We start from the raw sequence: 24,833 nt of genomic DNA on the forward strand, positions 1-24,833 counted from the left end.
AATGCGTGATTGTTTATGCTTTTTCAATAGATATATAAGTTACAACATCTTCGTCTATTTCTACAAGCTTTGCGCTGTTTTCGTTACATTTTTCGACCAATTGTACACGAACGGCCAAAGTTTGGGCGCCAATGTATGATGCATGACGCTCAATGGCTTCGTTGATGGCCTCGTGCCGTTGAATGGTGAGGTTGATTTTGTCGGTCACATCAAAGTCCGATTCCTTGCGCAGGTTTTGGATACGGTTGATAAACTCGCGTGCAATACCCTCCATTTTCAGCTCGGGCGACACATTAATGTCGAGCGCCACAGTCAATCGTCCTTCGGTAGCTACCAGCCATCCGGGAATGTCCTCGGAGGTAATTTCGGCATCTTCGGGCGACAGCGCGATGGTTTCACCATTGATGATGACATTGAAACAACCGGTACGCTCTAATGTTGCAATATCCTCCTGACTCATGCCTGCAACAGCTTCGGCGATGGTTTTCATCAACTTGCCATATTTAGGCCCAAGGGTCTTAAAATTGGCTTTGATTTTCTTCACCAACATGCCGGCACCTTCGCGAATGTACTCCAGCTCCTTCACATTGACTTCAGTCAAAATCAAATCTTTGACAGCTTCCAACTGAAGCTCGAAGTTCGCATCCAAAATGGGAATCATGATCTTGTTCAACGGCTGACGAACCTTCAAAGCCACCTTACGACGCAAGGCAAGCACCATCGACGAAATATCCTGCGCATATTGCATCCGTTCCTCTAATTGCGCATCAATGAGCGACAAATCGGCTTCCGGAAGTTTGGTGAGATGCACCGACACTTCGGCAAAACGGTTCGACAATTTATTGAGATCTGTAAACAGACGATCCATGTAAAACGGTGCGATGGGCGCTCCCAGCAATGCCACCGTTTCGAGGCAGGCATGCAGGGTTTGATAAGCCGCCAGCTTGTCCTGATTGAATTCGCCCCCCCAGTAACGTTTGCGGTTGAGGCGCACATACCAGTTGCTCAAATGTTCGGTCACAAAAGTCTGAATGGCACGTCCGGCGCGGGTGGGTTCATAAGCCTCATACGCCTCGGTCACCTCCTTAATCAGGCTGTTGAGCAGCGACATCACCCATCGGTCAATCTCGGGGCGCGCTGTCACAGGCACCAAGGGTTCGCGGCCGGTATAGCCATCCACATTGGCATACAAGGCAAAAAATGAATAGGTATTGTATAGCGTGCCAAAGAACTTGCGTTTCACTTCGTCCACGCCCCCTTCATCGAACTTCAAATTGTCCCAAGGCTGAGAATTGGTGATCATGTACCAGCGCAACGGATCAGAGCCTTGCTTTTCAATCACCGCGAAGGGATCAACCGCATTGCCCAGACGCTTGGACATTTTATTGCCGTTTTTATCGAGCACCAGTCCGTTTGAGATGATGTTTTTAAAGGCCACCGAGTCGAACAGCATCGACGAAATGGCATGGAGGGTAAAGAACCAGCCACGGGTTTGATCGACACCTTCGGCAATGAAATCAGCGGGGAAAGGGATGGAAAGCCCCCCTAAGTCCCCCCCAAGGGGGGATTCGCTTGAGGAAAACGGGAAATGCATTTGCGCATAAGGCATAGCCCCCGAGTCAAACCAAACGTCTATGAGGTCGGTTTCGCGCTGCATGGGCTGACCGTTATCGGCCACCAATATGATGTCGTCCACATAGGGGCGGTGCAAGTCAATCAGGTTATAATTCTCCTTGGAGAAATCGCCCGCCTTAAACCCTTCGAAAGGATTTTTGGTCATCAGCCCGGCCTTTACTGCTTTGTCGATTTCGGACATCAACTCCTCCATTGAACCAATGCATTTCTCCTGAGTGCCATCTTCGGTGCGCCAAATGGGCAGGGGAGTCCCCCAATATCGAGAACGGCTCAGGTTCCAGTCCACGAGGTTTTCGAGCCACTTACCAAAACGGCCGCTTCCGGTAGAAGCGGGTTTCCAGTTGATGGTGTTGTTGAGTTCAATCATGCGCTCACGCACAGCAGTGGTGCGCACAAACCACGAGTCGAGCGGGTAATAGAGCACCGGCTTATCGGTACGCCAGCAGTGAGGATAGTTGTGCGTATGTTTTTCGACTTTAAAGGCCTTGTTTTCTTTTTTGAGCATCACACTGATGTCCACATCCAACGTGGTGTCATCATCGGGCACCTTATCGTCGTAGGCATTTTTGACATAACGACCGGCAAATTCGCGGTACAGTTCGACATTGATGTGAGCGGCCACAAATTCGGGGTCAAGATCTTCGATGACAAAGAACTTCCCGGTTCGGTCGACCATGGGCTGGCGCTTGCCGTCCTTGTCGATCATCAGCAGCGGCGCAATACCGGCTTGTTTGGCCACACGGTCGTCGTCAGCTCCAAAGGTGGGAGCAATGTGCACAATTCCGGTACCATCCTCGGTGGTCACAAAATCGCCGGTAATCACGCGGAAAGCATCGCCCATGGGCGTCACCCAGGGGATGAGTTGCTCGTAGGGTATTCCGGCCAAATCGCGTCCTTTGTACTCGGCCATCACTTTGAAGGGGACTTTTTTGTCGCCTTCTTTGTATTCATCCAACGCCAATTCAGCATTCTTGGGATTGAAATGCATGTCGAGCAAATCTTTGGCAAGAATGAGCGTTACCGGCACGCCGGTGTATGGATTGAAGGAACGTACCTTCACATAGGTAATATCAGGGCCAACGCACAAGGCAGTGTTCGATGGAAGCGTCCAGGGCGTGGTGGTCCAGGCCAGGAAGAAAAGTTCGGTATCAACCCCGTCGAACAATTTTTCGGATTGGTCATTGCGAACCACCTTGAATTGCGCCACGCAGGTAGTGTCCTTCACATCGCGGTAACAGCCGGGTTGGTTGAGCTCGTGTGTACTCAGGCCGGTTCCGGCAGCAGGCGAATAGGGCTGAATGGTGTAACCCTTATAAAGCAGCCCTTTGTTGTAAAGCTGCTTCAAAAGCCACCAGATAGATTCGATGTATTTGTTATCGTACGTGATGTAAGGGTTGTTCATATCCACCCAGTATCCCATTTTGTGGGTCAAATCCTCCCACATATCGGTGTACTTCATCACGTCTTTACGACAGGCGTTGTTGTACTCGGCCACCGAAATGGTTTTGCCGATGTCTTCTTTGGTGATGCCAAGCGCTTTCTCTACACCCAGTTCGACAGGCAAACCGTGGGTATCCCAACCGGCCTTGCGATGCACCAGGTAGCCTTGCTGGGTTTTGAAACGACAAAAGATATCCTTAATGGTTCGAGCCATCACGTGGTGAATGCCCGGCATGCCGTTGGCCGACGGAGGACCTTCGTAAAACACAAATGAAGGATGCCCTTCGCGCTCGCTCAGGCTTCGTTCAAAAGCTTTATTCTCGTCCCATTGTTTCAGTATGTCCTTGTTGACCTGCGAAAGGTCCAATCCTTTGTATTCAGGAAATTTCAAGCCCATCATATCTTCTTTGCCTGGTTTTTAAAAAAGTCCACAAATATAGATTTTGAAGCAGTTAAAAACAAATGAAAATTCATCGCCCGACACATTGCGACTCAATGGCTCTCAACATTGAGTAAAACCTGATTTCAAACAAAATGCTGATGACTCAAGAAATTGATTCATGACAAAATGCCATGAGCCGAAATATTATCGGCTCATGGCATTTTGAAATCAAGCGATCGGTTACAAAACATCAACACCCGAGGGCAAATAAATCCGAAACTCAGCTCCTTCGTCTACCTTCCCCATGGCTTCAATTTCGCCGCCATGACGGGTCACAATTTGTTTCACATTGGCCAGCCCGATGCCGGTACCTTCAAACTCTTCGTTGGTATGCAGGCGTTGAAACACGCCAAAGAGCTTATCGCGATAAGCCATGTCGAAGCCCACGCCGTTATCGCGCACAAACAGCCCCTGCATGTTCACCTTGGGCTCGGGCTGTCCGATGACAATGACAGCTTCTTCACGCTGACGGGTGTACTTCACCGAATTGCCAATGAGGTTTTCGATGGCCGTTTTCAACAAGCTGCGGTCACCCATCACTACCGGCAAATCATCAATTTGCCAATGCACCAAACGCGTTGCAATGTCGGGGCTCAACTGGTCGATGATTTCCTTCACCACCTCATTCAAGTCCACACGGGTCATCAGCAAAGCCTTGCGGCCCAGTCGCGAAAAAGCCAACAATTCATCAATCATGGCCGACATACGTTGCGAAGCGGCATTGATTTTTTCGGCATAATTGACAATGGTAGGCGATGGTTGACTAATTTGATTGAAAAGAAGTTTAAAAAACCCGTCGATATGACGAATGGGTGCGCGTAAATCGTGCGACACGCTGTAGGCAAACGCCTCCAGATCACGATTGGCCTTGGCCAGTTGGTCGGTTCGCTCTTCGACAGTTTTCTCGAGGTTTTCGTTGATGTGCAGTATTTCAAGTTCAATTTTCTTTCGCTCGGTGATATCCTGAAACACATCGACAATCTTGATGGGCTCACCCGCTTCGTTGTACTCTACATCCTGAATGGAATGGATGTAGCGACTGCCAGATCCATCAGCCGGGGTAATGCGATACTCAATGTCGAATGCTTTCCCCTCTTCGAGCAATGCCTGTCGAGCCATTTTCAATCGCGCCACCTCATCGGCAAAACACCCCACCACTTCAGCCACCGGAATGAATCCCTCGACGGGCTCATAGCCAAAAATTCGCTTGGCCTCGACCGATGCCCAGAAATAGGGGCTGCCAATTTCCCACTCACTATAACCGATGTGGCCAACCGTTTGAGCCTTCTGCAATCGGTCACGATGAATGCGCAACAGCTCCTCTTTTCGCTTAAGCTCCGTAATGTCGTGCACCACAAACAGGAGACACTCCTCGTTGTTGAACAGCAATGGTCGTGCATTGAAAACACAGGTTAACAAAGAACCATCTTTCACACGCATGCCGGTTTCGAAATGCGACACTTCGCCGGTGGTTTTCAAACGCCGGAGCATCTCATCACGATCGTCCGCATTGGCCCACCAATTGAGTTCAACGGAGGTGTGCCCCATGCACTCATCCATGGAATAGCCCGTTAAAATGGTTGTGGCCGGATTGATGGACATGATTTTCCCATCGCTTTGCCGCGTAATGCCCACCATGTCGGGCGAGAGGTTGTAGATGTTTTGGAAGCGTTGCTCCACCTGTCGCAGGGATTCATTGGCCATTTTTTTTTCGGTGATATCCAATGCAATCCCGGCTATGTAGCTACGACCGCCAATGATGCCGGCCGAGGCCGAAAAATAGTAAAGCCGTTGTGTACCATCTTTCAAGGTCAAATAAGCTTCAACCTCGCCACTCCCTTCGGAAAACACAAAGCCAAGGACTTTTTCAACAATCGCCCAGTTTTTGTCATCGAACCAACTCCGAATGGTTTTATTCTCCAACTCCTCTTCAGGATAGCCTGTGCCGGAAACAAATTTGCGATTCCAACGGATCAAACGACCGGCTTCATCGTACAAGTAAACCAACCCCGGCACGCTGTCGAGCAGGGTATTGATGAAGGTTTGTTCATCGCGCAGCGCTTTTTCGGCCAAGCGAATGGCCGTCATATCGTGAATGACAAATAAGATGCAATCTTCGTCGTTGTATCGTATCAACTTAAATGAAAAGATACAGTTCAGCACCGAGCCATCTTTGATGCGCATATCGATAACATAATCCTTCAACTCACCGTCTCTTCGTAATATATCGACCAAAGCATCGCGTTGATAGAGGTTTACCCATAAATCTAACTCATTGGTCGATTTATTCACATACTCCTCAGGCGAGTAACCGGTCAAATGGGTGTACGAAGGGTTGGCGTCGAGAATAACCCCGTCGGACAAACGGGAGAGTCCGATGGCATCGGGCACCATTTCGTAAATGAGTTTCAATTTTTCCTCCGAGAGCTTCAACTCCCTTTCAGCCATGACACGCGAAGTAACGTCGTTCATCACTGCCACCACATAACCGTCCATGTATCGAAAGAGGTTCCATTCGATATATTTATTAACGATGCCATTGAAGTCGATGAACTGAAGCGTTTGCCCGCTGACATCCACATTTCCGAGCCGATTGAGCCACTCGCGGTTACGATCCTGCACAAACACCTCGTTAAACAACCGCCCCTTGGTGGCAGCGGCATCGATCTCCAGAATTTGAGATGCGGCAGGGTTAATTTCCATAAACTGAAAATCGACAGGTTGTTTGTCACGATTATAAATCATACGGTGCAACACCAAACCGGAAGTCATGTTTTCAAACAGCTTGCGGTACTTCTGTTCACTATCGGCCAAGGCCTGTTGCGACTTTTGCTTTTCGACCACCTTCCAGGCGGTATCCATCAACAATGTCAATTGCAAGATGTCATCGTGGGAATAATCGCCCTCTTTATTGGCCACCCCAATGACGGCAACAATGTGGTCGTTCCCCCAAACAGGAATAGACAAAAAGTTACGCAAGGGCACATGACCGGGAGGATAGCCCTTCTTGAGCGGATTATGAGCCGCAAAATCGTTAATGAGAATGGGTTTTTGCTGGCGCACGACCTCGCCCCACAAGCCGGTTTTATCCAACTCATAACAGGTTGCCGGGTCGGCAATGGTGCACTCAGGCATCACATTTCGGGACCAGGAGTTGAGGTTAAACACCTGTCTATCGTCATCATAATAATAAATGTACCCAATTTGGCTTTGGGTAATGGCAATGGCCTCATTGAGGGTGTCATCTAAAAACGTGGATACATTGTCACACGGATGTTGCAACACTCGCAACAAGCTATCGAGTCGTTTTCGGTTATGTTGAGCTTCTTCCTCGGCTTTTTTGCGTTCGGTGATGTCGCGCACCACAAACAACAAACATTCTTCACCCCGATAAATAAAACGTCGGGCCGAGAACAGCGCCGCCAACCGGTCGCCATTTTTCGCAGCCAACTGAAATTCAAAATTTTGAACGTAACCCTTCTCATTCACCAAACGCAACAATTCCTTGCGTTCATCGGGACAGACCCAAATACCCATCGCCAGCGAAGAGTGACCGATAATCTCGTCGTAATTGTAACCTAAGATAGTGCAAAAGGCAGGATTGACATCCATAAACGTTCCGTCAGAAAGGCGTGAAATGCCCACCATATCGGGGCTCAGATTGTAGAAGTGGGAAAATTTTTGCTCGGCATTTTTCACCTCGGTCAAATCGACAGCCACGCCCATATACCCGGTCACGTTCCCCTTGCTGTCGAGCAGAGAGGATACCGTGAGATTGACCGGCACCGTTGAGCCATCATTTTTGACGTAATGCCACTCATGAGTTTTGACAAGTCCTTGCCGGGCTTCATCGACAAACACATCAAATCCGGGTTCAATGGTGCGGTGGTAAACCCGTGACAGTCGGGCTGCGGAATCCATCAACTCGTCATGCACATGAAACAAAAGCGGCGAGCTTTTACCAATGAGTTCATCGGCCGCATAGCCCAGGAGCGTCTCGCCCGCTTTGTTGATGCTGGTGATGATGCCCGATGTATCGGTGGTGATGATGGCATGCCCGGCACTTTCGAGCACCGCCTGCCGAAAAGCCGCCAGCCTGCTTATTTCACGCTGTTTTGATCGCAACATCTGCCACCATACAAAAAACAAAACCATGCCTAACATCAACATCTGAATAAAGAAAATAGGCGCATATTCCTTATAAAATTCATTGCGTATTTGCCGCACGAGCAATGACGACACCACCACCCAGGGGGCGTTGCCCAAGGGACGGTAAAAGGCCATGATGTCATCACCATGCAGGTCAGCCCCAAAATATTGACCATCCCCATGCGCAATGGCGCGATAGTAAGGATGATTATTTAAAGAATCGACGTCATCAATTAGATCCAAATCGACCAACGCGGAAGTCAACCCCTTCATGTCAGAGGGTTTAAACCCAAGGGTGGGATAGATATAAGTCTCGGGATTGATGTAAAACACCATCACGGCACAGGTTTGCCCATCGGAAGTGGTGATGGGCGACAGGGTGCAAATGAACGATTTGGCCGAGGGAACCACCAGGTGGGTCAAGAGGATGCGACTTGAACGCAGGCACGAATCGACCATGGGCAGCAAATGGTCGTGCAGCGAACGAAATGTGTTGTCGGTGCTGTACATGAGCTGATGCTGCCATGACACGATTTGCACATCCGAAAAACCGCGCAGGGATCGAATCATCTCATTGCGATCGGAAATCTTCAGCACCATGTCGGGGGTCGATCGGGTTCCATTGAGTGCCAAACAAATGGCATCGGCATACAACGGGCTGGTGGAAAAATGCCGTGCATCGGCCAACCGCTCGTTCAACCAATCGTTAATCTGTGTTGTTTTAAAATCGTTGATGGTCTTCAAATCATCGAGCTTGGTATCGATGGCATCATTCAATCCCTTTTGGATGGAATAATAACTGTACCCAACAACGGTCAGGGTTAATAAGGCCATCAGCCCGAATCCCACAGACATGCGTTTGCGAAAACCTTTCATAAAAAACGAATATATGGTTATTGATCAACCTCAACGCTCTTCAATGTATTGATTAATTCATACAAATTCAAGAGGGGGGAGGAAGTGGAGGAGTGGAAGAGTGGAGGGTTTAGAAGTGGAAGAGTGGAGGAGTTTAGGGGTGGAGGGTTTAGGGGTGGAGGGTTTAGAAGTGGAGGAGTTTAAAAGGAGAACGGATTAGGGGTCTAATTATGAAACAACGCCGGAGAGTTGACGTATGAAATACGCATTGAAAAAGTGACAAAGCTGCAAAGTGGCAAAGTGGCAAAGTGCCTGAGATAAGGAAGTGCAAAAGAGTGCAAAAGTACGAGAGTGATATCGTTAGATGACTATATTTAAATAAAGACGAAACTAACCCAAAGTCCCCCTTCGGGGGATTTAGGGGGCTTAATTTTTAAAACACATGAAACAATTGTTCCGAATTTTATTGCTGGCTCTGTTGCCAGCCGCTGCGTTGGCGCAAAACGTGCAAATGCACTACGACCTTGGCAAAGACCGCCGGTACGTCACCACCACCGTGGAGATGTTTAAGCCCGATGCCTGGGGCAGCACGTTCTTTTTTGTGGACATGGACTACAATGGCGCCGACGTCAATGGGGTGTCGCAAAGTTACTGGGAGATTGCCCGGGGACTGAAGTTTTGGAAGTCGCCCTTTGAGATGCATGTGGAATATAACGGGGGCATGGGGCAATGGCAGCCCGGGGGCGCGTTTCAAATTAACGATGCGTGGCTCTTTGGGGGGAACTACACCTGGAACAATGCCGACTTCACCCGCATCTTTACGCTGCAGGCCATGTACAAAACCATTCGCGACAAGCACGATGCCTCGTTTCAGCTCACTGGCGTGTGGACGTTGCACCTGATGAACCGCAAGGTGACTTTTTCGGGCTTTGCCGACTTTTGGCGCGAGGACAACACCTTTGGCACTGAAACCACCCGTTACGTGTTCCTCTCCGAGCCCCAGTTGTGGTACAATGCCACCGAGCATCTGTCGCTGGGCACCGAGGTGGAAATCAGCAGCAACTTTGCCGGCAACAAGGGCATGATGGTCAATCCGACCCTAGCTGCCAAATGGAATTTTTAAACTCACCCCCTTTATATCACGCACATGTTAGAACGACTGTTTAAACTCACGGAAAACAAAACTTCCGTTCGCACCGAAATCGTGGCGGGCATCACCACGTTTATGACCATGGCCTACATCCTGGCCGTGAACCCCGGCATCCTGAGCGAAGCGGGCATGGACAAGGGCGCCGTGTTTACGGCCACCGTCATTGCCTCGGCACTGGCCACGCTGGTGATGGCATTTGTGGCCAAGCTCCCTTTTGCACTGGCGCCGGGCATGGGCCTCAACGCCTTTTTTGCCTACACAGTGTGCATTGGCATGGGTCACTCGTGGCAGTTTGCCCTCACGGCCGTGTTCCTCGAGGGGTTGGTATTCATCGCCCTCACGGCCTTTAACATTCGCGAGATGATGGTCAACGCAATCCCCGTGAACGTGAAGCATGCCATTTCGGTGGGCATTGGCCTGTTCATCGCCTTCATCGGCTTTAAAAACGCCGGCGTGGTGGTGGACGATCCCGCCACCCTGGTGCGCCTTGGCAACGTCACCGACATTGTGACCAATGCTTCGCCCCTGGTGGCGCTCATCGGACTCATCATTACGGGAGCACTGTTGGGATTGGGCATCAAGGGTGCCCTGCTCATCGGTATTGTGGTGTCGACCGTTCTGTCCATCCCCTTCGGCATTGCCCATCTGCCCGAGACGTTCGACTTTACGCCCCCCTCCATCGCGCCGGTGTTTGGTCAGTTTGAATGGACGCAAATCTTCACCACCGACATGGCCATCGTGCTTATCACCTTTTTGTTTGTCGATATGTTCGACACGGTGGGGACACTCATCGGGGTATCGTCGAAAGCCGACATGCTCGACAAAAACGGCAACGTGCCCCGCGCCAAGCAGGCCTTGTTTGCCGATGCCATTGGCACCACGGCAGGCGCACTGTTGGGCACATCTACCGTCACCACCTATGTGGAGAGTGCGGCAGGCGTGGCAGCCGGCGGACGCACCGGCCTCACGGCAGCCACCACGGGCGTGATGTTTATTTTGGCGTTGTTTTTAGCGCCCCTGTTTCTGATGATTCCGGCAGCAGCCACCGCCCCGGCGCTGATTTTGGTGGGTGCCATGATGATCACCCCCATCCGGAAAATCGACCTCGATGACTTCACCGAGTCCATTCCGGTGTTTCTCACCATCATCATCATGCCCCTCACCTTCTCCATCGCCGATGGTATTGTGTTTGGCATGATCAGCTATGTGCTGCTGAAACTGCTCACCCTTCAGCATCGTCAAATCAGCTGGGTGATGTATTTGCTGGCGGCGCTGTTTGTGATGAAGTTTTTTATTTGACAAACAGTGATTAAACGCTGAGATGCAAAGACGCAAAGATTTTCTATGATGTAAGAAACTGATTCAAATAAGCTCGACAGAAACCTGACCAATATCGTTTAGTTAAGCCCTGAAGGGGCGTGAGCATATCGGTTCGCGCCCCTTCAGGGCTTTTAACGTCTGACCCTTTTTCATCATAGGGCGATGCTCTACGCTAATGCCGGTGCCCCGTTGGGGCTTAACTAAACGACATTGAATCATCAACCTAAAAACCCTGTACCTCCGAGTTACTGTGTTCATTAAAACATTTGCTTATCGAACCATTAAGTTGGCGGGGAGCCGCCGGATGGCGACAAACAATCCACACCTGTTGGCGGGCTGTCGCAAAACTGCGGGAACAAAGTAACACCTGTTGGCGGGCTGTCGCCAATTTGCGGGAAGCCGCCAACAGGTGTTACTTCCTTGCCGACAAACTGCGGCAAAGAAGCAACAGGTGTGGAACGGCTGCCGACGATTTGCGAAGCCCGGCAACACATGTGAACGCTTGCCGGGCAAGGATGTTTGCAAGAACCACCCGTGCACAAACCTCATCAAACATTGCCATCGGCACACAAAAAAAACGGGCAGCCGAAGCCACCCGCCAAACAAAATCTATGAAAAAAAGAATAAAAGAAAGAGCTTAACCCAGGAACTTCTTGCGAAGGTCTTCGATTTCGGCATTGCCAATGGGCTGCAACTGACCAATAACGCCGCCCTGCACCAGTGACATGGCTGAGAATTCGGCCACTTCGAGTTTGTCGAAGGTTTGGAGCAACTTGTCGCTGGTGACCACCACCATTTCGTTTTCGACAATCACCACGGGCGTGTCGTTGCCCAGCACGCTCACCACTTTGTCGTGATCGCCAAAGGCATAATTGTTCACATCCTGAAGGAAAATCCAGCTTTCGGGAATGGTGCGCACGTCAAACTTTTTGTGAGCCACGCCAAAGCCCATTAAATAGGGCGCGGGAGTGGTGATGATGGAGTTGACATGGGGATGACGCTTGTAAATCTCCTGATGCAGGCGCACGGTGGCATCGGGTGTTTTACCGGCTTCGCGATGGCCATCCTTAATTTGCACCAGGTCTTCCACCTCAATGTCCCAACGCATCATGTCGGCCGGGGTAATCACAAAGTCGTTGCCTTTCCATCGCACCGACACGGTACCAAACGAACCGGCCATCATGTTTTGACGGCATGAGCGCTGCAGGATGTCAACAATTTCTTTGCGGATGCCCTTTTCGCACGAAGGATGTTCGGCCGAAGCCATCTCGGGCAACTGCACCGAAACTTTGGCAAGGTAAGCCTCGTGCTGAGCATCGGTGAGGGTTTTGCAATCGCCCAGGGTTTTGGCGTTGATGATGGTGCGCGAGCAGTACTCAAACGACTCGAAACGACGGTACGCATCCAGCATGTCGGTACCGGCCACCACGGTACCGTGGTTTTCCATAATCACGCCATCGTCGCCCTTCACAAACTGAGCGGCAATTTTCTCGCCCAACTCATCGCTGCCGGGCAGTCCGTAGGGGGCAAAACCCACCTTTCCGCAATACTTGCGGGTGTAAGGCATCACGTTCACATCGGGCACCACACGGGCAATGCTAAACGACACCAACGCTGGCGGATGGGCGTGAATCACAGCCTTAAACTCGGGACGGGCATCGAAAATGGCCTTATGAAAAGGATATTCCGACGAGGGTTTGTGAGGACCCACAATGGTGCCATCTTTCTTCACGCACATGATGTCGGCCGCGCGAAGGTTGCCTTTGTCAACAGCCGAAGGAGTCACCCACATGTCGCCATTCTCGTCCATGATAGAGATGTTGCCGCCCGATGTGGTGGTCATCCCCTGTCGATAAATTTTATCGATGATCATCACAATTTGATCGCGGGGATGCATGTTTTTAATATCCAGTTGTTTCACTTTATCTTAAATTAAAATTGATTGACAAAACAGACGGTTACAGAGCAGACCAGGGTTTGAGCCCCAAATCGACGGGGGGCTTTTGATGGGGAAATACCTTGTCGTAAATCACCAAGGCGGCCCCCAGCGCACTGGAGTTATCGACTTCGGACGTGTAGATTTTTAATGCCGGGAAGAAGTGCGCCAGCAATCGCACAAATATTTCGTTACGGGCAAAACCGCCCGACACAAACATGTTTTTCACCCCGTCGCCCTGCACATGCACCAAGGCAATGGCCTTTTGAGTTTCGAGGGTGATGTCGAACATCAGTCGGTGATAGGCCTCCTCAAAAGTGGCAAACTGAGTCAAATCGACCCGCTCATCCACATACTGCGGCGGCACGCCTCCCACAAAGAAACATTGTCCCTCATTGCCTTCACTCAGCATCCCCCTGAGCATGGGCTCCGACACCGTCACGGTTTTGTAGTGGTTGCCCTGCACGCCAAAATGTTTGGTCATACGGTCAACGTTCACATCGTGAATGTGGCCCATAAACAGTCGCGACGACTTCACCGGCTGCTGCGTGATGCTCATAAAGCAAAGACAATCGCGCTTAAGCTGATCGGCCGTGAGCGGCGAAGCGTTAAAGGGATTCATGTGAATGAACCAGGTTCCGGTGCCCACCAACACAAAAGGTTCGTCGCACCCTTTAAAATAAGGCGCCAGCGATGATGAACTGTCGTGAATGCCCACGCCGCACAGCACGTCACGGTTGGCAATTTTCACGGGAAACACGGTGTCGTTGTTCACGGGCTTGGGCAGGTCAATCTCTTCATCGGCCAGCCAGGGATGGTAATCCATCTTGTCAAAATCCCACATAAACGTATGGCACCCGATGGAGGTGGGTTCCGACACAATTTGTTTGGTCAGAAGATAAGAGAGATACTGTGGAAAATGAAGCACATGACGGGTGGTCGCGAACGTTTTGGCATGTTCGTTTTTGAACCACAAGGCCTGTATGCCCGAGTTGAGCATCACCCCCAAAGCCGGACTGGCCGTTTTTCGGCAGAACTCCGTTTGGCCGTCGTAACGGTCAAACAGCTGCTGCTGGTACTTGGCATCGATGGGTTTGAGGTAGTTGTAGATGGGCGTTTGACGCTTACCGTCTTGGCCGATAAAGGCCAGCGAAGCGCCATAGGTCGAAAAATTGACACCCGCCAGCTCATACTCGTCCGACACGGCAATGCGCATAAGGATGGCCAACATCCAACTCTCAATGAGTTCGATGTTATCGCACTCAAAACCGTCTTCATCGGTAATGGTGGGGAACTTCTGTTCCTCCTGCATCACCAGGTTCAGGCGGCTGTCGAACAACAACACCTTTTTATTGGTTTTGCCAACGTCGAAGATGGCAATCACTTTTTCCATATCATTCAAAATCATCATCAACCCCCGCACATGCCAAGGCAAGCCTCGATGTGCGGGGTTGAAGGGTGATAAATATTTGTATTAGCGTTTCTGCAATACGTCGGCTTCGTACTTCTGAATTTCGGCAATGAAATCGCCACCTGTGGGAACGTTGTTCACCAGACAGTAGTAATCCCACACGGCACCAAAGGCGCGGGTTTTCATGAGTTCGAGCATGGCCAGACGCTCAAAGTTTTTGCCTTTTTCTTCGTAGACCTTGATGGCAGCTGTGGGTTCCAACAAACCAATCATGAAGGCTTGTTGCGCCGCGCGGGTTCCCACTACATAAGCGCCAATGCGGTTGATGGAGGCATCGAAAAAGTCGAGACCAATTTTCACGCGGGGCAGGAAGTTGTTGCGAACGATTTCGGAAGCGATGAGCTGAATTTCGTCGTTGAGGGTCACCACGTGGTCAGAGTCCCAACGGATGGGGCGGGTCACGTGCAGCAACACTTCGTCAACAAACTGGAGGCACGATGAAATTTTGTCGCCAATTTGTTCTGTTGGATGAAAGTGACCGTTATCCAAACAAATCAGTTTGTTGTTTTTAACGGCATAACCCAGGTAGAAATCGTGTGACCCAACGGTCATGGCCTCGGCACCAATGCCAAACACCTTACTTTCTACGGCATCCTTCATGTGTTCCTTGGGATACTCGGTTGCAAATGCTTCGTCGAGCGATTTTTTCAACAACGCGCGGTGTCCGTTACGGTCAACGGGGATGTCTTTTGAGCCGTCGGGAATCCAGGTATTGTGCACGCAGGGTGTGCCTAACTGCTTGCCCATCTCGGCCGAAATGGCGCGGCAACGTTTCACGTGCTCCACCCAGAATTTGCGGTTCTCTTCGTTTTTGCTCGAGAGGGTAAAACCATCATCGGCCTTGGGGTGCGAGAAGCAGGTGGCGTTGAAGTCCAAGCCCATCTGGCGTTCCTTGGCCCAGTCGATCCAGCCCTGAAAGTGCTCCACACCAATTTGGTCGCGATCAACCAATTTACCTCCAAACTCACCATAAATGGCGTGCAGATTCAAACGTTGCTTACCGGGTAACAAAGCCAACACTTTATCCAAATCCTGACGCATTTGAGCAATGGTGCGTGCCTTGCCGGGGTAGTTACCTGTCACCTGAATACCACCGCCACCCAGCGTTGCATCGGGCTTTTCGAAACCGCCCACATCGTCAGTTTGCCAGCAGTGCAGACTGATGACCACCTCTTCCATCTTTTTCAACACCGCATCGGTATCCACACCCAATTCGGCATACTGCAGTTTGGCCAATTCGTAAGCCTTCTCAATCATTGATTTTTTATCCATTGTGATATTTTTATAATGTTAGAATTTTAAAATGTCGTTCGTTTTAAATCTTTAGTTCATTCACGCCTTCTTCTCAATCATTGCATTTCCCAACCTGTACTTTTGCACTATTGCACTCTTGCACTTAGGCACTTTCTTCCTTTGCTGCTTTGCCACTTTCTTACTTCATACTTCCCACGATGGTCGAAGCCACCAGCAACAGCAACCCAATAACCAACACCACCATGGTTTGCTTCCCTGAGTTCTTCCATTCGTTGAGAACGATGCCCCACACATTGCTGAAAAGGACATTAAAGGCCATCAGAATGCTCCAGGCAAAAGCACGTGTTCCCGGATCGAGCTGCACCTCACCCATGCCCATGAACAAAAACTGGCAATACCACAACAAGCCGGCCAGCGCACTAAACAGGAAATTGTTGACCAACTCCGATGAGGACAGCGAGAAATACTCCCGTCCGGTTTTATTTTTGATATTTAAAAAGATGCAGTAACCAAAGTTGGTGACAAAACCACCCAACGTCACCAGCAGGATGACCACGTTTTTGGCAAACAATTCGGGCGTCCCCAGAGCAATGGCGTTCACACGGATGCCATCTCCGGCATTGAGTCCCAGGTTAAAACAGGCGCTCATCACCCCGGCCAGCAATGCCACCAGGATGCCTTTTTTGAGTGCAAACTCTTTCACAGCGGCACGCTTGTCTTCTTCCGACATATTTTTCGACTTCAGGCTGCCGGCATAGCCAATCATGGCAATTCCGGCAATACACACCGACACCCCGGCCACCATAAAGATGCCTGCCGAAGTGGCAAACAAATCCTGACCGGCCAACAGCGGGGGAATGATGGTTCCAAATGCGGCGCAAGTCCCCAGTGCAATCGATTGGCCTAAAGCAACGCCCAAATAGCGCATGCTCAATCCAAACGTCAACCCGCCAACGCCCCACAACATGCCGTATCCCATGGCCTTTAACAACGCGGTTGTATCATAGCCCATCACCTGCCCGAAAGCACCGGATGGCACAATGAGCCAGGCTCCGACAAACGGAATCAGCAAATAGGCAAAAATGCTTTGCACAGCCCAAAACGATTCCCACGACCAATTCTTGATTTTCTTTTGCGGCACATAAAAACTTGACGCACCGGCACTCCCCAAAGCCATTAATGCAATTCCTGAAATAATGCTCATGTAGATTTTTTTTTAATTTTGACGCTTTAACATTTCTTGCAATAAGCTAAGCTTATTTAATAATTCAAAATTAGAAGGTCGAAAGGCCTTTATCAATGCAGAATTTGGCATTTGTTTTGCACTTTTTGACACACACATTATGAAAGACTTCTTCAAGTATCTTACACCAAGCGAAGACGATAAAGATTGGGGGATACACATAAATGTTACAGGATCGTCGCACGTAGCGCCCGATGTGGAATACCCGCTCAAGGCGCACCCGTCGGGCTATTACTTCTCGTGGAACTCGGGCCGAATCCTGCACGAATACCAAATATTATACATCACCGAAGGAAATGGCATCCTGGAAACCAAAGAGGGAAAATACAACCTTCAACCCGGATCGGTGATCCTGCTCACGCCCGGCAAATGGCACCGTTACCGCCCCAACAAAAACACGGGTTGGACGGAATATTACATCGGCTTTGAAGGCAAAATTGCGCGTCATTTCCTGAGCAACGCGCTGCTGAAAGAGAACCTGCCGGTGATTCATTGCGGCCTGCACGAGGAAATCATCGCCTGTTACAACCAGGCCTTCGACATCACCCAAAAGGCCAAGCCCGGCTACCAACAGGTGCTCTCGGGCGTGGTGATCAAGCTCATCGGTTTGATTCTCTCGGCCATTAAAAACAAGGAATTTTCGGGTAAACCCATCGAGACCATCATCGAGAAAACACGCCAATACCTGCACGACCATTACCCCGAAAACATCGACCTGGAAAAACTGGCTGCCGATAACGACATCGGGTATAGCTACTTTAGAAAGATGTTCAAACGATTCACCGGCATCTCACCCGGTCAATACCTCTTGCAGGTTCGCATTTCAAAGGCCAAAGATTTGATCATCACCACCGACCAGAACATCAAAGACATTGCACTGATCACGGGGTTCGATTCCATCTATTATTTCAGCCGGGTGTTTAAAGAAAAAACAGGAAAAACGCCCATTGAGTTGCGGCACAATGTGCTGAAACCGGAGGAGAAAGAGGAATAGAAATTCAGCACTGAATTCACAAACTACAATAAGCCTTTTTACCGCCAAGACGCTAAGGGATCGCTAAGAAAAAACATGGCGAACTTCACGTTCAATTCTCCTTTCTTAGTGCAACCTTATGTTTCTCACGGATGTCAATACCTCAAGGAACGAAACCTCACTCTGCATTACCTTGCAATAATTCAACAGCTTCCTCCAGAATCCGATCCCTCATTATCCGCGCATCCCCCCCACTGATCCACACCACCACATCGGGGGGGATGCCGGTCTTTTGAAAATCGCGGCCGTTGAGCAGGCGCGTTTGGGTGTTGGAGGTTCGCATGAGCCAGCCGTTTGACAATTCGCGTACCAAAGGGCTGCCACTGCCCCCACCGGTGGTGTCACCCACACTCACCACACCCGGCACCGACTTAAGGCAAACCAAAAATCGCTCGCCCGCACTGTAACATGTGCGATTGGTGAGCACCACCATGGGCTTCGTCCACCTGACAGGAGAGGGTGAGAGTACCACGGGCTCCCATTCTGAAAAATCGCCGGCATCACGGCCGTTTCGTGCTCTTACGTGGCAGACAACACGCTCAGCGTCGATGAAACGGCGAGCCAACTCATGACATTGCGACAGCAAACCGCCACGATTTCCGCGCACATCAACAATTAAAGCAGGGGCATCGGCCAGTTGCATCAAAATGGTATCGATAAATGCAAAATCGGCAGCCTCACCCACAAAAGTTTTGACACGCAGATAAGCCACGCCGCCGCGCAACCGTCCATAGTCATAAATACGGGTCGACAGGGGCAATTCATCAAAATAATTGTAGCCCAACTCCACCTGATTGGTTCGAAAATTAAGAAAGTAAGCCTCGTTCCCCACCGTTCCCAAGGGGGCAAATACGTTGGTGTGCGCATCACCGGTGAGGTTAACCATTTGGTGGAGATGCTCCAGCAAATCATCATCGGGAGTTTGGGCGGTCAGGGTGGCACGATGTACGGCATAGGCCGAGTCCCAATTGACCGTCTCATCCATATAGGCATAATGACGAGTGAAAGCCTCCCAGTAGGAGTCGAAGACAACGGGAGCCGATATAAGTTCAGACCGATCGTCGTGAGACTGACAACCGAAAAGGAGTGAAATCAAGAATAAGGCAAAGAGCCCCCTCATCCCCCAAAGGGGGTCTTTAGGAAGAGAGCAACGAATAATTGAATTCATCATTCGACGGTGCAAATCAAATTGATTCATAATTCAATGTCCTTTATTTAGTGACAATCGAATAACAGACAAGAAGAATTTTAGACAACAGACAGATAGATTAGACTGTGAAGAAGAAGAAGACAGATCTAAACATCTTTCCTTATCTCATCATCTGTCTCATAATCTGAAGTCTTCTTCTCTTAACTTAACGGCATTAATTCATAATTTATCAGTTCATCAGAATCAAAAAACATATCTCATCCCCATCCGAAACAGATGCGTACTTTCATGAAAAATCTCAGGCTGGTTACCCCGATACGCTTCCATCCCCCATGATGCCGATGCCTGCATCCGACGTGAAAGTAACCACATCACTCCGGCTTCGGCATTGAAGCCAAATCGCTGCGCGGGGGTGTAAATGCCCCAATACATTTTGGCCTGATAGCCGGTTTGTTTGATGTAATTATCGTCGGGATGAGCCGCAATAGTCAATACCGGCACACTGGCTTGCACATGAAAAACGAACTGTTTCCAATCATTTCGCCACGCAATCATGGGCGACAACTGAGGCAAAAGCACTTCGAAATTTCGGCGCACACCGGCTCCAAATTCGTAAAGCAGATTGTTGTAGGCCTGGTTTTGATGCATCCAGCCCAACCTGACGTCCATCCCACCCGAGAAGTATCCTGCCCATGACGACCGAAACACCTCCCGTTCGAAAGTCGTTTGCCACTGCAATGAACGGTATTTTAGCTCATTGGTTTCATACAGCGTTGCATCCATCCACACGGGCGAGAGGGTGGCGCTCATCCATCGCAAGTGACTTTGCATGTACCAACGCCCCATCGTCATCGACCCCGACAGTTGCACAGGCACCACGGCGGCATTCCGATAGGTGTAATGATTGAGAGCGCGGTTCGAAAGCTCTACAACGGCCAATCCGGTGGATGCAGATATTGACCTGCGGAAGGCCACCACTCCCTTCACTTCGTGATTTTGGGAGGATGCCAACGAGGTCAATAACAGACTGACGATAATGAATGCAATTCGAATCATGATGCCGAATTTACTAAAAAACCTTCCCGAAGGAAGGTTTCTGATCAATTATTCGAGCCGATGATGTGGTGCGAAGCACCTGCAACGATAAAAAAGATGAATAAGATTCTGCTTTAACGCATCACCTCACTCAACGCCGATCAATACGTGGGCCATCCGTTGCTAAAGTACAAATCGCTAATGAGCATCTTGGGGGCACCATTTTCGGCGGCATCGTAAGCGTGGCGAATCATGACAAAGCGGCTGCCGTTTTTGTAGATGTCCTGTCCGCCCGGACCCACCCAACGGGAGTTGCCGGTATCAAAATACGTGCCTCCGCCATTGAGCATGTTCACCCCGTTTTTATCGACATAAGGGCCGGTGATACTGGTGGCTCGGCCAACGGCCACTTTGTAAGTACTGTTGACGCCGCTGCAACACTTATCGAACGACACGAACAGATAGTAATAACCACCGTTGTAAACGATGTCGGAAGCCTCGATGCCGGCGCTGCGGCGGGCAATGGCATAATGCGTGCCGGTAGGTTTCATGGTCGATTTACTGAGCTTCACCACCTTGATGCCATCGAACCATGAGCCATACGACATCCAAAGGTTGCCCGAAGCATCTTGCGTAATGTTAGGATCTATGGCGTTGGTGGCATTGGTGCCATACTTGGTTTTAACCACCAAACCATCGTCGCGCCAGTCGCCTTTCACAATGCTGGAGCAGGAGGTTAAGCCAATGGCCGAATTGTTTTTACCAAACTCCGACACGCTGTAATAAAGCCAGTAACGACCGTTGTAATAAAAGATGTCGGGCGCCCATACATCGTTGGCACCCATGGCCGGGGCGTAAGTGCGCCACCACGACAACTCAGAGCCAAAAACCTGCACGCCCTGCGTCCAGTTCAACCCGTCAGTTGAATATTTGACCCCGATGCCTGCGCCCGTTTGAAACGACCACCACAAGTTACCTTCTTTCACGATGCAGGGGTCGTGGGCATACACGTTTCCGGTGAGCGCCCAGTGATAGCCAACCTCTTCGTTGGCGCACTCATCCACCGTTAATTCCTGCTCATTGCAGGCCACCATAGCCATCCCCATGGCCATGACCATCATCCATTTCATTGATTTTTTCATTTAAGTAGATTTTTAATTCACGAACGATTCTTTACGAATCTTCACAAAACTAACATCTACAAAAAAGAAAGAGGGGGACAGTTGGTGATCCGATGCGGACAATCGTTCAGAACTTAAGACACTGAACAACAGACTGCAGTCCGCACTGCATCAACAACCGTCCCCTTAATTATTTCACCGCAATCACCAGCCGAGCCTTGGGCAATCCGGGAGCAGAAGCCTCAAACACCAGCTCACCACCCTTGTCGGCAGCACGCACAATGGCCGTGAGCTGACCGTTGAAAAGGGGCATCTGCGGCAGATGAAACAGATCGAGACTGGTGGCATCGCCATTGGCGGCAGCCTGATAACGGCCGGCTCCCCGCGCCTGAAACTTCACCATGCGCTGATCGTTGGGGCAGAGGTTGCCCTCTTTATCGACCACGCGCACGGTCACGTAAGCCAGGTCGTTGCCATCGGCCGCAAGCACGCTGCGGTCGGGAACCAGCTCGATGTGATGGGGCTTTCCGGCCGTGCGCACCACTTTTTCATCGGCCACCCGACCGGCAGCGTCATAAGCCACCACCTTTACTTCGCCGGGCTGATACACCACATCCATCCACATCAAGCGATAACGGTGCTGGGGCGATGCCTTGCTTTTTGTCTGACGCCCGTAACTTTTGCCATTCACAAACAGTTCGGCCTCGGGGTAGCTGGTGTACACAAACACGGGAGTCACCTCGCCCTCGCGGCCGGGATGCGTCCAGTGGGGCAACACGTGCAGCGTGGGCGACTGCTTGTTCCACACGCTGCGGTAGAGATAATAGCGATCCTTGGGCAGCGAAGCCAGGTCGATGATGCCGAAAAGCGAACTGTGACTTGGCCAGGCATCGGTGTCGTAGGGGCTGGGTTCGCCCAGATAGTCAAAGCCCGTCCATACGAATTGTCCCATGGTCCAGTCGTGATCGTCGGCCAACACAAAGTCGTCATCGGGCAGATTGGCCCAACTGCAATACTCCATGTCGTAGGACGACGATTGATTGTCGGGGTGTTTGGCATCAGCCTTCTTCACCACCGGGAATTTGTACACCCCGCGCGAACTCACGGTCGAAGCCGTTTCGCTGCCCAGCACCAATGCCTGGGGCAGCTTGTCGTAGGCTTCGTGATAACGATGGGCGCGGTAGTTAAGGCCGGGAACATCAATCAGAGCCGCAAAACCATTGTTGAGCACACAGGTCACCTGATCCATGCCACAAGTGACCGGACGGGTGGGGTCTTCGCGATGGCAGATGTCCTGCAGGAACTTGGCCACCTTGTAACCGTCGGAGCTGCATTGCGTGGGCACCTCGTTGCCGATGCTCCACATCACCACCGACGGATGGTTGCGGTAATGGCGAATCATGTTCACCATGTCCTTCTCGGCCCATTCGGAGAAGAAACGGTGATAGCCGTTTTTGCATTTGGCGCGATCCCATTCATCAAAGGGTTCGAGCATCATCATAAATCCCATCTCGTCGCACAGCTGCACCAGCTCGGGAGCGGGCATGTTGTGGGCGGTGCGGATGGCATCGCACCCCATTTCCTTGAGCAACGTGAGCTGACGGCGCAGGGCAGCCTTGTTGATGGCAGCCCCCAGGGGGCCCAAATCGTGATGGTTACACACGCCCTGAAACTTGCGTCGCTGACCATTGAGGAAGAAACCCTTGTCGGCAATCACCTCGATGCTTCGAATGCCAAAACGGGTCTCTACCTGATCGTGCAGACGGTCGCCCACCATCACTTTAGAGATGGCACGATAGAGGTGTGGCGTTTCGGGCGACCACAGCATGGGGGCATTGACGGTGATGTTTTGCTCGTGCGGCAAGGCTTGAAACTTTTTTTGGATGGTTTGACGTGAGGCCACCACCTTGCCATGGGGGTCAAAGATGTCGGTTTGCACAATCACCTCAGATCCGGTTTTGATGTTTTCGAGCGAAAGTTGCAGCTTCACGGCAGCATACTCGGCCGACACATGAGGCGTGGTGATGTAAGTGCCCCACACGGGCACGTGCACCCGGTCGGTGACCCGCACGTGCACGTTGCGATACAGGCCGGCACCGGGATACCAGCGCGACGACTGTTCACGGTTTTCGAGCCGCACGGCCAACAGGTTGTTTTGTCCATCGGGATGGAGAAAGTCGGTGACATCAAAAAAGAAACTGTTGTAACCACAGGGCCAAAAACCCACCTCGCGGCCATTGACATACACGCGGGCTTCGCTCATGGCGCCGTCAAAAATCAGGTTCACGCGCTGACCGGCGGCCTCAAAGCCATCGACATTGAAACGGGTTCGGTACCATCCGGTGCCCATGTATGGCAAACCGCCGGTGCGCCCGGTTTTACGGGTGGCCACCTTTTCGTTGTTTTGGGTGACAGCCACCACCTGAAGGTCGTGGTTTTCATCAAAGGGGCCGAAGATGGCCCAGTCGTGAGGGATGGAAACGGTTTGCCAGGAGCCGTCGTTGAAGGTGAGTGAGGCGGCATCGGCGGGGTCGCCTTTGGTGAATTTCCAGTTGTGGGTGAGCTGCCATTCGCGGCGTGGCGATTGGGCAAACGTCCAAGTGGTGACAAGGAGCAACAAAGCGAGGATGGGGTGTTTCATGATGATTTTCAAGTATTAAGATGTGAGTATCAAGATGCAAGACAGGAAGATATTTAGATGTCAGACAGATAGATAAGACAAAAAGAGACGAAGAAAATGCATCTCCGGCATCCTACCATAAAAAGCCCGAGAGCTTTCGACCAAAAGCCCGCCGCCTTTTACCCAAAAGGCGGCGGGCTTTTACCTAAAAGGCGGCGGGCTTTTTAAATTTGCTGTATCAGCTTTTTTAAAAAGGCGGCGGGCTTTTAAAAAAAGCAGTATCGGCTTTTGCCTTTTTCATTTTGACCATTCGAAAAGGCACATTTCAACGTCTCTTGGGAACCATTGAAAAATGCTTCAAAACAAAGAAACCCAAATTGCATGAACCATACAATCATGAAACAATTATTCGTGCATCATCAACAAGAAATTCATGGTTGCAGCTTTCACCGTGCAACGGGAACATCACCACGGGCCGACAAAAAAAGAGACAAGAAGATGATGAGACGAAAGACAGATAGATTAGACTGAAGAGTTGAAGGGAGCGGATCTCATCATCGGACATCTTTTTGTGCAAAAGCACCATCATACAAAAGAACAGTACCCGGACAATACTCTTGAAGGGATGAGGGGACTAAAAATTGCTACTTTTGCACTCCATCATGCATCAACCCAACGGTAGTGTTCATCAAACTGTGTCTGTCATTTTTTTTCCTTTGAGAGGATTAACACCTGCCCCATAGGATATTTTCGTTAGGATGGCAAGGGTGGCGGAGGCACGGAGCCACTTGTATACCCTTGCCATCCTAAAAGAAAATATCCTTTCTTCGCAGGCGTTTGTTCTCTCAATGGTGTTTTATCCGGTCCCCAAATTTAATGCTTAATTGCCCATATATTAAACCCCAATGGGGGACTTTCCCTTTTGGCGAACGGTTGATCTCTCGTATTACAAGATATATGAGCTTTTTAAGTGCCATAT

The 24,833-nt window shown here is 50.5% G+C and carries 14 protein-coding genes; 3 read left to right on the forward strand and 11 right to left on the reverse strand.

Translation table 11 applies throughout. The annotated features are described in order from the left end of the window. Positions 1-13: 13 nt before the first annotated feature. The gene (gene ileS, locus LX69_RS05160) at positions 14-3,475 is read right to left on the reverse strand and encodes an isoleucine--tRNA ligase (RefSeq protein WP_245934943.1); all 3,462 of its coding nucleotides are present in this window, start codon (positions 3,473-3,475) and stop codon (positions 14-16) included. A gap of 222 nt (positions 3,476-3,697) precedes the next feature. Further along, positions 3,698-8,542: a PAS domain S-box protein gene (locus LX69_RS05165; protein WP_111444758.1), complete on the reverse strand. Its 4,845-nt coding sequence runs from the start codon at positions 8,540-8,542 to the stop codon at positions 3,698-3,700. A gap of 421 nt (positions 8,543-8,963) precedes the next feature. Here LX69_RS05165 and LX69_RS05170 point away from each other — a divergent pair, with 421 nt between their 5' ends. Together LX69_RS05170 and LX69_RS05175 are read left to right on the forward strand one after the other, a co-directional pair. Next, positions 8,964-9,644, forward strand: a complete 681-nt coding sequence (locus tag LX69_RS05170) for a DUF5020 family protein (protein WP_111444759.1) — start codon at positions 8,964-8,966, stop codon at positions 9,642-9,644. A 24-nt stretch (positions 9,645-9,668) separates the two neighbouring features. Beyond that, a complete protein-coding gene (locus LX69_RS05175) occupies positions 9,669-10,970 on the forward strand; it encodes an NCS2 family permease (protein WP_111444760.1) in 1,302 nt (433 codons plus the stop codon). Positions 10,971-11,272: 302 nt separating this feature from the next. Here the strand turns inward: LX69_RS05175 and LX69_RS17700 are convergent, their stop codons facing one another. From LX69_RS17700 to LX69_RS05195, 5 genes are all read right to left on the reverse strand, one after another. Next, positions 11,273-11,431, reverse strand: a complete 159-nt coding sequence (locus LX69_RS17700; protein WP_170124247.1) for a hypothetical protein — start codon at positions 11,429-11,431, stop codon at positions 11,273-11,275. Between the two features lie 197 nt (positions 11,432-11,628). Then, complete coding sequence (locus LX69_RS05180; protein WP_245934944.1) at positions 11,629-12,912, reverse strand: class II aldolase/adducin family protein; 1,284 nt, start codon at positions 12,910-12,912, stop codon at positions 11,629-11,631. A 37-nt stretch (positions 12,913-12,949) separates the two neighbouring features. Beyond that, a complete protein-coding gene (locus LX69_RS05185) occupies positions 12,950-14,320 on the reverse strand; it encodes an FGGY-family carbohydrate kinase (protein WP_111444780.1) in 1,371 nt (456 codons plus the stop codon). Between the two features lie 81 nt (positions 14,321-14,401). Next, a complete protein-coding gene (locus LX69_RS05190; protein WP_111444762.1) occupies positions 14,402-15,670 on the reverse strand; it encodes an L-rhamnose isomerase in 1,269 nt (422 codons plus the stop codon). A gap of 160 nt (positions 15,671-15,830) precedes the next feature. Then, positions 15,831-16,856 carry an L-rhamnose/proton symporter RhaT gene (locus LX69_RS05195; protein WP_111444763.1) on the reverse strand — a complete coding sequence of 342 codons (1,026 nt, stop codon included), beginning with the start codon at positions 16,854-16,856 and terminating at the stop codon, positions 15,831-15,833. A gap of 139 nt (positions 16,857-16,995) precedes the next feature. Here LX69_RS05195 and LX69_RS05200 point away from each other — a divergent pair, with 139 nt between their 5' ends. Beyond that, complete coding sequence (locus LX69_RS05200; protein WP_111444764.1) at positions 16,996-17,889, forward strand: AraC family transcriptional regulator; 894 nt, start codon at positions 16,996-16,998, stop codon at positions 17,887-17,889. A 157-nt stretch (positions 17,890-18,046) separates the two neighbouring features. Here LX69_RS05200 and LX69_RS05205 read toward each other — a convergent pair whose 3' ends face one another. The 4 genes from LX69_RS05205 to galB form a co-directional block, all read right to left on the reverse strand. Beyond that, positions 18,047-19,126, reverse strand: coding sequence for a S41 family peptidase (locus LX69_RS05205; RefSeq protein ID WP_111444765.1), 1,080 nt, complete (start codon positions 19,124-19,126; stop codon positions 18,047-18,049). Positions 19,127-19,321: 195 nt separating this feature from the next. Then, on the reverse strand, positions 19,322-20,134 hold the full coding sequence (locus LX69_RS05210) for a hypothetical protein (RefSeq protein WP_111444766.1): 813 nt from the start codon (positions 20,132-20,134) through the stop codon (positions 19,322-19,324). 140 nt (positions 20,135-20,274) lie between these two features. Then, positions 20,275-21,255 carry a glycoside hydrolase family 43 protein gene (locus LX69_RS05215; RefSeq protein ID WP_111444767.1) on the reverse strand — a complete coding sequence of 327 codons (981 nt, stop codon included), beginning with the start codon at positions 21,253-21,255 and terminating at the stop codon, positions 20,275-20,277. Positions 21,256-21,424: 169 nt separating this feature from the next. Continuing rightward, the gene (galB, locus tag LX69_RS05220) at positions 21,425-23,875 is read right to left on the reverse strand and encodes a beta-galactosidase GalB (RefSeq protein WP_111444768.1); all 2,451 of its coding nucleotides are present in this window, start codon (positions 23,873-23,875) and stop codon (positions 21,425-21,427) included. Between the last annotated feature and the right edge of the window lie 958 nt (positions 23,876-24,833).

It is taken from the genome of Breznakibacter xylanolyticus (genome assembly GCF_003254275.1).
GTDB classification, from domain to species: domain Bacteria; phylum Bacteroidota; class Bacteroidia; order Bacteroidales; family Marinilabiliaceae; genus Breznakibacter; species Breznakibacter xylanolyticus.

Excerpts from the sequence above, each read along its gene's own strand:
- LX69_RS05170 (WP_111444759.1), top strand. The coding sequence starts at position 8,964 with ATGAAACAATTGTTCCGAATTTTATTGCTGGCTCTGTTGCCAGCCGCT.
- ileS (WP_245934943.1), bottom strand. The coding sequence starts at position 3,475 with ATGATGGGCTTGAAATTTCCTGAATACAAAGGATTGGACCTTTCGCAG.
- galB (WP_111444768.1), bottom strand. The coding sequence starts at position 23,875 with ATGAAACACCCCATCCTCGCTTTGTTGCTCCTTGTCACCACTTGGACG.
- LX69_RS05185 (WP_111444780.1), bottom strand. The coding sequence starts at position 14,320 with ATGGAAAAAGTGATTGCCATCTTCGACGTTGGCAAAACCAATAAAAAG.
- LX69_RS05205 (WP_111444765.1), bottom strand. The coding sequence starts at position 19,126 with ATGAATCAATTTGATTTGCACCGTCGAATGATGAATTCAATTATTCGT.
- LX69_RS05210 (WP_111444766.1), bottom strand. The coding sequence starts at position 20,134 with ATGATTCGAATTGCATTCATTATCGTCAGTCTGTTATTGACCTCGTTG.
- LX69_RS05165 (WP_111444758.1), bottom strand. The coding sequence starts at position 8,542 with ATGAAAGGTTTTCGCAAACGCATGTCTGTGGGATTCGGGCTGATGGCC.
- LX69_RS05175 (WP_111444760.1), top strand. The coding sequence starts at position 9,669 with ATGTTAGAACGACTGTTTAAACTCACGGAAAACAAAACTTCCGTTCGC.
- LX69_RS05215 (WP_111444767.1), bottom strand. The coding sequence starts at position 21,255 with ATGAAAAAATCAATGAAATGGATGATGGTCATGGCCATGGGGATGGCT.
- LX69_RS05190 (WP_111444762.1), bottom strand. The coding sequence starts at position 15,670 with ATGGATAAAAAATCAATGATTGAGAAGGCTTACGAATTGGCCAAACTG.
- LX69_RS05195 (WP_111444763.1), bottom strand. The coding sequence starts at position 16,856 with ATGAGCATTATTTCAGGAATTGCATTAATGGCTTTGGGGAGTGCCGGT.
- LX69_RS05200 (WP_111444764.1), top strand. The coding sequence starts at position 16,996 with ATGAAAGACTTCTTCAAGTATCTTACACCAAGCGAAGACGATAAAGAT.